This window comes from Pseudomonas avellanae BPIC 631 (genome assembly GCF_000444135.1).
GTDB lineage: Bacteria > Pseudomonadota > Gammaproteobacteria > Pseudomonadales > Pseudomonadaceae > Aquipseudomonas > Aquipseudomonas avellanae.
In genome coordinates this window covers 15,455-28,590 of sequence record NZ_ATDK01000060.1, presented here as the reverse complement: position 1 = coordinate 28,590, position 13,136 = coordinate 15,455, and the positions used below count along the sequence as shown (strand labels likewise).

The following is a 13,136-nucleotide window of genomic DNA, read 5'->3' as shown; positions in this document are numbered from 1 at the left end:
GGAACACGACTTTAGGCAAATTGACTTTAGAATTTATCTCACTATAGTGATGCGGGCCCTGCGTGGGGGGCCTGTCTGATGATTTGAAGCATAAATAGGAGGCCACATGGCTGACAAAAAAGCGCAGTTGATCATCGAGGGCGCTGCCCCCGTCGAGCTGCCAATACTGACCGGTACAGTGGGTCCGGACGTGATCGACGTACGCGGTCTGACCGCCACCGGCCGCTTCACATTTGACCCTGGTTTCATGTCCACGGCCTCTTGCGAGTCGAAGATCACCTACATTGACGGTGACAACGGAATTCTGCTGCACCGCGGCTACCCTATCGAACAACTGGCCGAGCAGTCCGATTACCTCGAGACCTGCTACCTGTTGCTCAACGGCGAGCTGCCAACCGCCGAACAGAAAGCCCAGTTCGTGGCCGTGGTCAAGAACCACACGATGGTTCACGAACAACTCAAGACCTTCTTCAACGGCTTTCGCCGTGACGCCCACCCGATGGCCGTCATGTGCGGTGTAGTCGGCGCGCTGTCGGCGTTCTACCACGATTCGCTCGACATCAATAACCCGCAGCACCGCGAAATTTCGGCTGTACGCCTGGTCGCCAAGATGCCGACCCTGGCAGCGATGGTCTACAAGTACTCCATGGGCCAACCCATGATGTACCCGCGCAACGACCTCAGCTACGCCGAAAACTTCCTGCACATGATGTTCAACACGCCGTGCGAGATCAAACCGATCAGCCCGGTGCTGGCCAAGGCGATGGACAAGATCTTCATTCTTCACGCCGATCACGAGCAGAACGCGTCGACCTCCACCGTGCGCATGGCGGGCTCCTCGGGTGCCAACCCGTTCGCCTGTATCGCAGCCGGCATCGCGGCACTCTGGGGCCCGGCTCACGGCGGCGCCAACGAAGCCGTGCTGACCATGCTCGATGAAATCGGCGACGTGTCGAACATCGACGCATTCATCGCCAAGGCCAAGGACAAGAACGATCCGTTCAAGCTTATGGGCTTCGGTCACCGGGTCTACAAGAACCGTGACCCACGCGCGACCGTGATGAAGCAGACCTGCGACGAAGTACTCAAGGAACTGGGCATCAACAACGATCCTCAGCTCGAACTGGCCATGCGTCTCGAAGAGATCGCCCTGACCGACCCGTACTTCATCGAGCGCTCGCTGTACCCGAACGTCGACTTCTACTCGGGCATCATCCTCAAGGCTATCGGCATCCCGACCAGCATGTTCACCGTGATCTTCGCCCTGGCGCGGACCGTCGGCTGGATCTCGCACTGGAAAGAAATGCTCTCCAGCCCTTACAAGATCGGTCGCCCGCGCCAGCTCTACACGGGCAACGTGCAACGCGACATCGTTGCGCTGAAAGACCGCAAGTAAGCGACACGACGCAAAAAACAAGGGCTGCCACTGGCAGCCCTTTTTTGCACCCATCAAAAAGGCCGCAGATTACTGCGCAGCCCGCTCCCTGAGCGCTTTCAACGTATTGAATGGCGCATCGACAACAAACTTGTTGGCGATCATCGACGGCACGCTGCCGCCCGGCTCGGTATGCACCTGATACGTCACTTCGGTCTGATTGGGGCCTTTGGGCACCATCTTCCAGAAGCCCTTGACCTCGCTCACGCGCACAAAGCCCTTTTCCTCGGGAATGTACTTGGGCTGCTCTTCCAGATTGCGGGTAATACTCCCGTCAGCGCCCTCTTGGGTGGTGATCAGCAATACCGAGTCGCGAGGGGTTACCGGCCAGGGTGTATTGAACTGGCTGTAGGTCCAGGTCTTGTCGCCTTCATGCTTGAGCACTTTCTGCAATTTGCACTCATGAATCCAGGCACAGGCCCCCGCCACGTCTTCCTGAAGCGCGCGCAGCTTGCTCACGCTGGCGTTGATCACGGCAATGCCCTGATAGGCCTTGTAGTCGGAGCCAGGCACCTCACTCAGCGAAACCTTGATTCCGTCTTCGTTCCTGGCCACCTTCCAGTCTTCAGCCTGCGCTGCCCCGGCAACCATGACAGTCAACCCACAAGCAACAACCATGCGATACAGCGAACTCATTGTTTTATTCCTTGTTATTGAAGTTCCGACAAAGCGCTTGCGCTCACTGATTCCGCTTCAAGCCACTGCAGTAGCCTTTTCCCACCAGCCGATAAGACGAATGGCGTCTGCCTGATCGACACCGCAGACATCTTCCGCCGCCTTGAACTGACTGCAGACCGCAGGACGCTCGGCCTTGCCGAACAGTGCGCACAGAAACCCGACCGACAAGTGCAGACAGCGCACCCCGGCAGGCTTTCCGTCAGGCATACCGGGTATGGGAGACGTGATGGATGGCGCTATGCAACACGCACCACAATCGGAACGGCAGTCCATGACCAGGCACCTGACTGAAAAGTTGAAAAACAGGGGAAGATATTAACCGTCAAAACGTCTGTTTGAAAATGCCGTATCGGACGATAGGCAGGGCTTACTGCTTGAATTTGAAATCCAGCGCAGCGCCTTCGACGTCGCGACGGTTGTCATTGCGCATCTGCAACTGCATTTCATTGGTCAGCAGCCGACCTTCAAGCTCGAAGGGGCCGGGGTTGGCCGAGGTGCCTTTGTCACTGAACATCTGCGGCAATATAGGCTTGCGTTTGCTGGTGATCACATTGGCAGGCGGGGCCAGTTCCTTGACCAGTTCGGGAGGCAGGCTCAAGTCCAGCCTGGGCGATTTGATTCGCACATCCTTGGCCTTCGCCGCTTTTGCTTGCCTGGCCGTCTGACGCTTGTCGGCGGGCGCCTTGACTGCAACAACTTTTGACAAGGGCTTTTCAGAATCGGTCGTCGCGGCCTTGCCGGCATGGGCTGCCGAGGGTTCGGATTTCTCCTTGCCCACCACGACAGGAACAACCGGAACGCCCGGCATCAACTGATGCACTGTATCGGGTGCCTTGATCTGCCGGGCATCAGTGGCCACTGCCTCTACAGGCGCCTCGGTTTTCAAGTGAACCTCGGGGGAGACCGGCGCAGTGATAAACGCTTCGACCTTGGGCTTGGGCACAGACGATTCCTGAGCATCACAACCACTCAGAAGCACGACGACAATCAACCCCAGACAGCGAAAAACATTCATAGGCAAAGAATCAGGCAAGACAGTGGCAAAAAGCCGGGAAGGAATACATGTTGTCCTTTTGAGGCCAACCTGACAAGGCAAGAGTTCAAAACAACTGACAAAAAATCCTTACAACTCAGTACACCTGTATCGCTTCCTGACACAACTGCTTGGCCAACATGCCCAGCGTCATCAGCGCGCGCTCAGCCTCCTTGTTCCACGGCATCCCGCAATTGAGGCGAATGCAGTGGTTGAACTGCTCGGTGTTACTGAAGATCAGCCCCGGCGCGATGCTGATGCCCTGCTCCAGCGCACGCACGTGCAGTTCCTGGGTATTGACGCGCCCCGGCAGACTGACCCACAAGATGAACCCGCCCGCCGGACGACTCATCTGCGTGCCCTCAGGAAAGAACTGCTGCACCGCCAGTTGGTAGGCGCTCATGTTTTTGCGGTATTCCAGGCGAATGAAGCGCAGATGCCGATCATAGCCGCCGTTTTCAAGGTAGGCAGCTACGGCCATTTGCGTGACGCTGCAAGCCGAGTGAGTGCTGAACGTCTGCAGACGCTGAATTTCAGCCTGGTATTTGCCCGCGATTGTCCAGCCGATACGCACACCGGGCGATAACGTCTTGGAGAAGCTCGAGCAATAAATCACCCTACCCAACCGATCAAACGCCTTGAGTGCCTTGGTTCGTCCGACCTCGAACATCAGCTCGCCGTAGACATCGTCTTCAACCACCTGAATATCAAAATCCGAGGCCAGCCGTAGCAGGTTCTTCTGCCGCTCCTCGGGCATGGTGCCGCCCAGCGGATTGCTCAGCCGCGAGGTCAGCACCAGCGCCTTGATCGACCACTGATTGGCCGCCAGTTGCAGGGCCTCCAGGCTGATGCCGGTGGCCGGGTCGCTGGGGATCTCGATGACTTTCAGGCCCAGCAGATCGGCTAGTTGCAGCAAGCCGTAATAGGCCGGCGACTCGGCGGCGATCAGGTCGCCAGGCCGGGTCAGCACCCGCAGGGTCATTTGCAGCGCATCCACACAGCCGTGAGTAATGACCACTTCGGACGGATCAACCACCACGCCCGCGTCGCGCATACGGATGGCAACCTGCCTGCGCAATGGCTCGAAGCCCGGGCTGAACATGTAACTGAACGCACGCGGACTGTGGAAACGCGTCACTTTCGCAAGCTGCTGATGCAAGGCACGCACCGGCAGGTAATCCACATGAGGCACCGCCGCGCCCAGAGCGAACACGCCTTCGCGTCGCGACTCTTCAAGCACCTGCTGGATAATGCTGCTGCGCGTGACCAGGCCTGGGCGCTCGACCCGCGCGATGTCCGGCGTCGAAGCCGTCAGCGCAGGGGTCTGGTGAACGTAGTAACCCGACTGCGGACGCGCTCTGATCAAGCCCTGATCTTCAAGGTTCGCGTAGGCCTGCAACACCGTTGCATGGCTGACATTGAGCTGCGAGCTCATTTTGCGAACCGAAGGCACACGCTCACCGGGCTGGTACACACCACGGCGGATGTCTTCAGCCAGTTGCTGAGCGATACGTTGATAGAGCAAAAGGTTGGTCATGCCACAGCCTCGAAAAGACCGGCGATTTATTGTTGTTGAAAATACAGATGAGTAATAACCGGTTCAGTCCAGAAGTGTACGGGAACAGTTTGCGTTCAAGCCAGCGATCACAGCCGCTGCGCGAAAATAAACGCGGCCAAAAACGCCATATTCAACGTGTTTAAAGCCAAAAAAGCCCGAGGCCGTTTCCGGCGTCGGGCTTTTTTTGGCCATTTGCGTTAACGAGCAGCGCCTAAATGACCTTTCTCGTCAGAAAAAACAATTTCGACACGGCGATTCTGTGCACGCCCTCGTTCAGACGCGTTGGCATCGACCGGAAACTGCTGACCATAGCCTTCGACCTGAATGCGTTTTTCGTCGACCCCCAGGTCCATCAGGACATCGGCAACCGCTTGTGCACGGTCCTTCGACAGGGTCAGATTTTCCTCACGGTCGCCTGTGCTGTCGGTGTAGCCCTCGATCCTGACCACGCGGCGCGGATTGATCTGCAAAAACTGCACAACCTTGAGAATGGTGCGACTGGCCGAGCTTTTCAGTTCGGCATGCCCGGCGTCGAACAGCACGTCACCCAGCGTCATGACCAGCCCGCGATCGGTCTGGGTGGTGGCCAGACTGAGGATCTGGTCTTCCAGCCAGCGCCCCTGCTGCTGGGCGCTGGCCAGCTTGGCTTCGCGCAACGCCAACTGCATGCGCTGGCGCTCCATGTCCATTTTGGCCAGACGCTCCTGACTCAGCATGAGGTTGCTGTGCTCGCGGGCGATCTCGCTGTAGCGACTGCTGAGGTAGGCGTAGTGGCTTACATCGGCGCCACTGCCCAGGTAGCTGGACAAGCGCTCGGCGCGGGCCAGCGATTCACCCGCGCGAATCACATCCTTGGGCGCACTGCGCAGCACGTCGGTGTCTTCCTTGACCTTCTGGAAATCGGCACTTGCCTGTTGCAGGGCCTGCGCGCTGTCCTGGTGACCGGCACAGCCGTAAAGACCTGCCAAGCCCAGCAACAGGCACATGCTCAATACACGTGGAATACGGTTCATTGCGCCTCCCCCAGCTGCTTGCGCAGGCGATTGAGACGGGTATTCAACTGATTGACCTGCTCCTGACTCTTGAGCGTGAGCACTCGCGCCTCAGCCAACCGCGCATCCAGTTCGGCCTGCTCGGCCTTCATGCGCGCGTCGCGGTAAGCGTGTGTGGTCATGGACGCACGCGCTTCGGCAAAGCGGGCCAGTGCTATTTCCATCTCGGGCTGATCTTCCGTCGCGCCGACCGCCTTGGCCTGCTCCAATGCCTGCTCGGTCAGTTTGAATTGCTCGCTCGGAACGGGATCGCTGGCGCAGCCGGCCAGCGTGGCGATTGCCATGACGGCGATTGAAAAACGAATACTCACAAAAACATTCCTACATGTTTGGGACGCTGGCACTGGCAGGTTGCAACAACTGGGCTTTCCACAATTCCAGGTTGTGCCTGATCACGTCGCCCGCAAGGCCGGAGGCGGCCGATTCTGCCATCTTTTTCGCCAGCTGTCCGCGCAACCATGGATCGTTGCAGGCCGAATTGAACGATAACGCCAGATACAGACCCGGCGTATCAACCGGCAACGGTTGTGCAATCAGGTCTGCCGACAGGCTCAGCGTCTGCACCATGACCATCCCGGCATACCGCCCGGCCAGCACATAATCCACCTCGCCCAGCGCCAGCTTCTGAAAGGCCGGCGTCAGGCCCGACACACGCTCCAGAGCCAGATGTTGCCGGGTCAGTGCTTCAAACGACGGCGTCAGACGGGTCTTTTCCGAAATGGCGCCGGGATGCCCATGCAGTTCGCTGATGGCATTGAACGGTACGGCGTGATCGCGGCGCGTCCAGACCATAATGTCGTTCTGCACAATCGGCGGATGAATGTAATCGAGTGATTCAAGCTGTGCGGTATTCATCGGCGCATCAGCCAGCAGATCCATGCGCCCGGTGCGCACCTCTTCAAGCGCCTGGCTGCGCTTGCCGCCGTACAGAACCTCGAGCTTGATGCCCAGTTCGCCCGCCGCCTGTGTCAACAGATCGGCATTGGCACCCATCAGGCGCTTGGGGTCCTGAGGGTCACGCCACAGATAAGGCGGCGCGTCGGGGCTGCCGGTCACGATCAGGCGCTCGCACTTGCCGGCAGCGAATGCCAGCGTCGGCAGCATGACCAGCCCGAGAAACAGCGAAGACAGCAGCCGGGAATCACGCATGAAAAGTCCTTTTGAACGTCAATAAAAAACCCGTTCTATCCGGGCAAGCGCACTGCAGGCAAGCTGCCAGCACGCAAACCCCGAACGGAACGGGCTCTCTTTATAGTAGAAGCGCGTGGCTTAGACCAGCTTCTCCAACTCGGGAATGGCTTCGAACAAATCCGCCACCAGACCGTAATCAGCCACCTGGAAGATCGGCGCTTCTTCATCCTTGTTGATCGCGACGATTACCTTGGAGTCCTTCATGCCGGCCAGATGCTGAATCGCGCCGGAAATACCGACGGCAATGTACAGCTGTGGCGCAACGATCTTGCCGGTCTGACCGACCTGCATATCGTTGGGCACAAAACCGGCGTCGACCGCAGCGCGGGAAGCGCCGACCGCAGCGCCAAGTTTGTCGGCCAGGGTGTACAGGTGCTTGAAGTTGTCGCCATTCTGCATGCCGCGACCGCCGGAAACGACGATCTTGGCCGCGGTCAGTTCAGGACGATCGGACTTGGCCAGTTCTTCACCGACGAAGCTCGACGTGCCGGCATCGTGAGCAGCCGACACCGCTTCAACGGTGGCCGAACCACCCTCGGCAGCCACCGGATCGAAACCGGTGGCACGCACGGTGATGACCTTGACCGAGGCTGTGGACTGCACAGTGGCAATCGCGTTACCGGCATAGATCGGGCGGGTGAACGTGTCAGCCGAGACCACCGAAACGATCTCGGATATCTGATCCACATCCAGCTGCGCAGCGACGCGCGGCAGGATGTTCTTGCCGTTGGAGGTGGCAGCGGCCAGAACGTGGCTGTGGCCTGCGGCCAGTTCGACCACCAGCGGCGCTACGTTTTCAGGCAGTTGATGCGCGTAGGCCGCGTTGTCGGCGACCAGCACTTTACTCACGCCAGCAATTTTGGCTGCGGCTTCGGCAACAGCGCCGATACCGGAACCTGCAACCAGCAGATGAATATCACCGCCGATCTTCTGGGCGGCAGCAACGGTGTTGAGCGTAGCCGGGGCTACGGTCGCATTGTCGTGTTCAGCGATAACCAGGATCGTCATTTAGATTACCTTCGCTTCGTTTTTCAGTTTCTCGACCAGTTCAGCCACCGACTTGACCTTGATGCCGGCGCTGCGTGCAGCCGGCGCTTCGACCTTGAGGGTCTTGTTGGTCGAGGCCGTGGACACACCCAGCGCATCAGGCGTCAGCACTTCAAGCGGCTTTTTCTTGGCCTTCATGATGTTGGGCAGCGAGGCGTAGCGTGGCTCGTTCAGGCGCAGGTCTGTGGTGACGATGGCGGGCAAGCTCAGGGAAACGGTCTGCAGGCCGCCGTCGATTTCGCGGGTCACGGCAACCTTGTCGCCACTCACTTCAACCTTCGACGCAAACGTACCCTGCGGATAGCCGCTCAACGCAGCCAGCATCTGGCCGGTCTGGTTGTTGTCGCTGTCGATCGCCTGTTTGCCGAGAATCACCAGTTGCGGCTGCTCCTTGTCGACCACTGCCTTGAGCAGTTTGGCCACGGCAAGCGAGGTGAGCTCTTCGGCGGACTCGACCAGCACGGCACGGTCTGCACCCAACGCCAGAGCCGTACGCAACTGCTCCTGAGCGGTGGTCGGGCCAATGGTCACGACCACGATTTCCGTTGCCACACCCTTCTCTTTCAAGCGCACCGCTTCTTCAACAGCGATTTCGCAGAACGGGTTCATGGACATTTTGACGTTGGCAAGATCGACGCCGGAGTTGTCCGCCTTGACGCGAACCTTGACGTTGTAGTCGACCACTCGTTTGACAGCTACAAGAACCTTCATGGATTCCTCACTCTCCGGTGAAAAGATGTCGCCCGGCAATACCAGGCGATCGATAAGTGTCCTCAACAAGCAATCGCAATGTGTGCAGGCCAGCGGCAGGGCTTTAAAAAGCCCTAAAATGCCGGGCATCACCCGTCAAGCAGCGGCAGGGTGTGTAAAATGCGCCGTGCGACGTTGACCTGTTGCCTGCACCGCGTTTGCCTGATGCCTTTTGGGAGATTCTGTCGAACCTCGTTTCAGCCTACGGCAAACGCAAAACCGCCCGTATCTTGACCGTTACGCCTTATCCGGTCAATACGCCAAATCGGCCAGTTCCGGGTCTGGCGTCTATGATTTATCTGGCCTGCGGCCGATTCAAACAAACGTTTGTATTGGACCCGTGCAGTGGTGTAGATATAATGCGTGCCATTAAAAAGGCGGGCGGTGTCCAACACCTCCATACGCCCAGACTTCGGCCTGCAGCGACACATAAAGCAGTGCCACATAAAAAACACCGTGAGCCTTGATAGAGTAGGAGATAGCCTGTGGAACGCGAATACATGGAATTCGACGTCGTCATCGTCGGAGCCGGCCCTTCCGGGCTTTCTGCCGCTTGCCGCCTTAAACAGAAGGCCGCTGAAGCCGGGCAGGAAATCAGCGTCTGCGTGGTGGAAAAAGGCTCCGAAGTCGGCGCACACATCCTGTCCGGTGCCGTGTTCGAACCGCGCGCACTGAACGAGCTGTTTCCGAACTGGCAAGAATTGGGCGCGCCGCTCAATACGCCGGTCAAGCGCGATGACATCTACGTGCTGCGCGACGCCGAAAAAGCCCAGAAAATCCCGGACTTTTTCGTGCCAAAGACCATGCACAATCATGGCAACTACATTATCTCGCTGGGCAATCTGTGCCGCTGGCTCGCCCAGCAGGCTGAAAACCTGGGCGTTGAAATCTACCCGGGCTTTGCAGCTCAGGAAGCGCTGTTCGACGAAAACGGCGTGGTGCGCGGCATCGTCACCGGTGATCTCGGCGTCGACCGCGAAGGCAACCCGAAAGAAGGCCTGTACACCCCCGGCATGGAACTGCGCGGCAAATACACGCTGTTCGCCGAAGGCTGCCGTGGCCACATCGGCAAGCAACTGCTCAAGCGCTTCGACCTCGACAACGAAGCCGATGTGCAGCACTACGCCATCGGCCTAAAGGAAATCTGGGAAGTCGATCCGGCCAAACACGAACAAGGCCTGGTGGTGCATACCGCAGGCTGGCCACTGGATGATGCCAATCCGGGCGGCTCGTTCCTGTATCACCTGGAAAACAATCAGGTGGTGGTCGGCCTGATCGTCGACTTGTCCTACACCAACCCGTACCTGTCGCCGTTCGACGAATTCCAGCGCTACAAGCATCACCCGGTCATCAAGCAGTACCTGGAAGGCGGCAAACGCATCAGCTACGGCGCACGCGCCATTGCCAAGGGCGGCCTGAACTCGCTGCCGAAGATGGTCTTCCCTGGCGGCGCGCTGATCGGTTGCGACCTCGGCACCTTGAACTTCGCCAAGATCAAGGGCAGCCACACCGCCATGAAGTCCGGCATGCTGGCTGCAGAATCGGTAGCAGACGCCCTGTTCGCCGGCAAGGAAGGCGGCGACGTGCTGACCTCCTACGTCGATGCCTTCAAAGCCAGCTGGCTGCATGCAGAGCTGTTCGCCAGCCGCAACTTTGGCGTGGCGATCCACAAGTACGGCGCGATCAAGGGTGGTGCATTCAACTTCATCGATCAGAACATCTTCGGTGGCAAGCTGCCGTTCACCCTGCACGACACAAAGCCGGATTACGCCTGCCTCAAGCTGGCGGCGGACTCAAAGAAGATCGATTACCCCAAACCCGACGGCAAGCTCAGTTTCGACAAACTCAGCTCGGTATTCCTCTCCAGCACCAACCATGAAGAGGAACAACCCTGCCACCTTAAGCTGACCGATCCGAGCATCCCGATCGGCAAGAACCTGCCACTGTACGACGAACCGGCCCAGCGCTACTGCCCGGCAGGCGTGTACGAAGTCATTACCAGGGAAGATGGCGAGAAACGCTTCCAGATCAACGCGCAGAACTGCGTGCACTGCAAGACCTGCGACATCAAGGACCCTTCGCAGAACATCACCTGGGTGGCACCGGAAGGCGCTGGCGGACCGACCTACCCGAATATGTGAGGTGAAGCAGTTGCAAAAAGCAGCTGCAAGTTGTAAGCGGCAAGCCTAAAGCTTGTAGCTTGCAGCTTGCAGCTTGCAGCTTGCAGCTTGCAGCTTGCAGCTTGCAGCTTGCAGCTTGCAGCTTGCAGCTTAAAGCTTGCAGCTAGCCTCTCCCGGACTCCGCTCGAAGTAACGTTTGTATTCGCGGCTAAACTGCGATGCGCTTTGATAGCCAACCTTGAGCGCGACCTGGGCCACGTTCAGGCCTTCGGCGACCAGCAACTGCTGGGCCTTGAGCAGGCGCAGGCGTTTGAGGTACTGCACAGGCGACAACAGCGTGCTGCGCTTGAAGTGCTCGTGAAAGGTCGAGGTGCTCATGTTGGCGCAGCGCGCCAGGGTGTCGACGTTCAATGCGTGGTCATAATGGTCATGCAGATACGTCACCGCCGAGGCGATCCGCGCAAACTGCCCCTGTTGCTCGACCAGCGCGCGCAATACACCCGATTGCGGGCCGCGCAGCGCGCTGTACAGCACTTCACGAATGCGCGCCTGCCCCATCGCCTGGCACTCCAGCGGATCGTGCAGACAACGCAGCAGGCGTTCGACGCTGTCGCGCATCGCAGGGTCGATGCGTACCGATGTCATGGACTCCGGGGTCTGCATCTGACTTTCCTGGCCGCTGGCCGGGCCTATTGCTTGCACCAGTTCGCCAAGCCGCACACGGTCGATGGCCACCGACACGCCATACAGCGGCTTGTCCGGGGTGGCGAAGGTCTCGCATTTGAATGGCACCGACAGCGCCTGAATCAGGTAATGCCCGGTGCCGTATTCAAAGGTGCGCGGCCCCAGACAGGCGACTTTGCTGCCCTGCACCACAATCATCAGGCTCGGCTCGTAGATCTGCGGGCTACTGGCCACATAACCGAAAGCCGACAGCACACGAACCTCGGGCAAATGCGTGGCCACAAAGCCGGGACGTACCGCCAGCGGCTGAATCAGGGACACAAGCGTGGCATTGCCATCAGGGGAAAAATCGAGTGACATGGAAAGCAGGCCGGCAGAGAAATAGACAGCTGCATAATCGCAGATTTGAGCGCCGGAGCCGACCCCGAATTATCCGGCCGGAGGAATAGGCATGAAACACGGAGGATTCACCATAGCCGCGCACCCTCCATACAAGGACAATTGTTTGCCTCTGCTTCTGTAACACTCTGTGAGGTCAACGATGTACACAGCTATCGGCTACCGCCCCCCTCGCCCCAATGACCTTCGAACGTCGCGCTCCGCGTGCCGACGACGTGGCCATCGAAATCCTGTTCTGCGGCGTATGCCACTCCGACATTCACCAGGCGCGCAACGAATGGGGCATCGCTGTCTACCCGCTGATGCCCGGCCACGAGATCGTCGGTCGCGTCACCGCCACTGGCGCCAACGCCACCCGATACAAGGTCGGTGATCTGGTCGGTGTCGGCTGCATGGTCGACTCGTGCCGCGAATGCTCGGCCTGCAAATCGGACCTCGAGCAGTATTGCCTGGAAGGCCCGACCATGACCTACGCCACGCCAGACCGCGTGGACGGCAGCAACACCATGGGCGGTTACTCGAACAGCATCGTGGTCGCCGAGCACTTCGTCGTGCGCGTTCCGGAAAAGCTCGACCCGGCCGCAGCCGCTCCGATTCTTTGCGCAGGCATCACCACTTATTCGCCACTCAAGCACTACGGTGTGAAGGCCGGCGACAAGGTCGGTATTCTGGGCATGGGCGGTCTGGGTCACATGGGCATCAAGTTCGCCAAGGCAATGGGCGCTGAAGTCACCCTGTTTACCCGCTCCGCAGCCAAGGCTCAGGAAGCACGTCGTCAGGGCGCCGACCATGTGATCGTGTCCACCGACGCCGAACAGATGAAGGCCGCTGCCGGGCATTTCGACTTTCTGCTCGACACCATTCCGGTGCAGCACGACCTGAACCCCTACCTGGAAACGCTGCGCTTTGACGGCGTGCATATTCTGGTCGGTCTGATCGAACCTATCGAGCCGCCCGTCCATGCAGCCCACCTGGTGATGAGCCGTCGCGTGTTGGCCGGTTCGCTGATCGGCGGTATTGCCGAAACCCAGGAAGTGCTGGATTTCTGCGCCGAGAACGGCATCACCTGCGATATCGAAATGCTCGATATCCGCAACATCAACGAAGCCTACGAGCGCATGCTGGCCGGTGACGTGAAATACCGTTTCGTGATCGACATGGCCACGCTGCAGGCCTGATTCGCCAGGAA

The 13,136-nt window shown here is 59.0% G+C and carries 13 protein-coding genes; 3 read left to right on the top strand and 10 right to left on the bottom strand.

Annotated features, from left to right (window positions below; translation table 11 throughout):
* Positions 1-106 precede the first annotated feature (106 nt).
* A complete protein-coding gene (gltA, locus tag DW49_RS0104730) occupies positions 107-1,396 on the top strand; it encodes a citrate synthase (RefSeq protein ID WP_003382008.1) in 1,290 nt (429 codons plus the stop codon).
* 69 nt (positions 1,397-1,465) lie between these two features.
* On the opposite strand, the gene DW49_RS0104725 is transcribed toward gltA, so the two are convergent.
* The 9 genes from DW49_RS0104725 to DW49_RS0104685 all read right to left on the bottom strand — a co-directional run bounded on the left by DW49_RS0104725 (position 1,466) and on the right by DW49_RS0104685 (position 8,705).
* Entirely contained in the window at positions 1,466-2,071 is a 606-nt protein-coding gene (locus DW49_RS0104725; RefSeq protein ID WP_005617271.1) for an START domain-containing protein, read from the bottom strand.
* Positions 2,072-2,128: 57 nt separating this feature from the next.
* Positions 2,129-2,386, bottom strand: a complete 258-nt coding sequence (locus DW49_RS0104720; RefSeq protein WP_024419853.1) for a YkgJ family cysteine cluster protein — start codon at positions 2,384-2,386, stop codon at positions 2,129-2,131.
* Between the two features lie 94 nt (positions 2,387-2,480).
* Positions 2,481-3,128, bottom strand: a complete 648-nt coding sequence (locus tag DW49_RS0104715; RefSeq protein ID WP_272481113.1) for a translation initiation factor 2 — start codon at positions 3,126-3,128, stop codon at positions 2,481-2,483.
* 115 nt (positions 3,129-3,243) lie between these two features.
* Positions 3,244-4,683, bottom strand: coding sequence for an aminotransferase-like domain-containing protein (locus tag DW49_RS0104710; RefSeq protein ID WP_003382014.1), 1,440 nt, complete (start codon positions 4,681-4,683; stop codon positions 3,244-3,246).
* Positions 4,684-4,901: 218 nt separating this feature from the next.
* A complete protein-coding gene (locus DW49_RS0104705) occupies positions 4,902-5,717 on the bottom strand; it encodes an OmpA family protein (protein ID WP_005617261.1) in 816 nt (271 codons plus the stop codon).
* Positions 5,714-6,067, bottom strand: a complete 354-nt coding sequence (locus DW49_RS0104700) for a DUF4398 domain-containing protein (RefSeq protein ID WP_005617258.1) — start codon at positions 6,065-6,067, stop codon at positions 5,714-5,716. Before DW49_RS0104700 ends, DW49_RS0104705 begins: the two co-directional genes overlap by 4 nt.
* A 10-nt stretch (positions 6,068-6,077) precedes the next feature.
* Positions 6,078-6,905, bottom strand: coding sequence for a substrate-binding periplasmic protein (locus tag DW49_RS0104695; protein WP_005617255.1), 828 nt, complete (start codon positions 6,903-6,905; stop codon positions 6,078-6,080).
* Between the two features lie 120 nt (positions 6,906-7,025).
* Positions 7,026-7,955, bottom strand: coding sequence for an electron transfer flavoprotein subunit alpha/FixB family protein (locus DW49_RS0104690; RefSeq protein WP_005617252.1), 930 nt, complete (start codon positions 7,953-7,955; stop codon positions 7,026-7,028).
* Positions 7,956-8,705: an electron transfer flavoprotein subunit beta/FixA family protein gene (locus tag DW49_RS0104685; protein ID WP_005617248.1), complete on the bottom strand. Its 750-nt coding sequence runs from the start codon at positions 8,703-8,705 to the stop codon at positions 7,956-7,958.
* Positions 8,706-9,229: 524 nt separating this feature from the next.
* Here DW49_RS0104685 and DW49_RS0104680 point away from each other — a divergent pair.
* The gene (locus DW49_RS0104680; RefSeq protein ID WP_005617245.1) at positions 9,230-10,885 is read left to right on the top strand and encodes an electron transfer flavoprotein-ubiquinone oxidoreductase; all 1,656 of its coding nucleotides are present in this window, start codon (positions 9,230-9,232) and stop codon (positions 10,883-10,885) included.
* 129 nt (positions 10,886-11,014) lie between these two features.
* Here the strand turns inward: DW49_RS0104680 and DW49_RS0104675 are convergent, their stop codons facing one another.
* A complete protein-coding gene (locus tag DW49_RS0104675) occupies positions 11,015-11,908 on the bottom strand; it encodes an AraC family transcriptional regulator (RefSeq protein WP_005617243.1) in 894 nt (297 codons plus the stop codon).
* Positions 11,909-12,126: 218 nt separating this feature from the next.
* On the opposite strand from DW49_RS0104675, the gene DW49_RS0104670 reads away from it, so the two are divergent.
* Complete coding sequence (locus DW49_RS0104670; RefSeq protein WP_005617241.1) at positions 12,127-13,125, top strand: NAD(P)-dependent alcohol dehydrogenase; 999 nt, start codon at positions 12,127-12,129, stop codon at positions 13,123-13,125.
* Positions 13,126-13,136 lie beyond the last annotated feature (11 nt).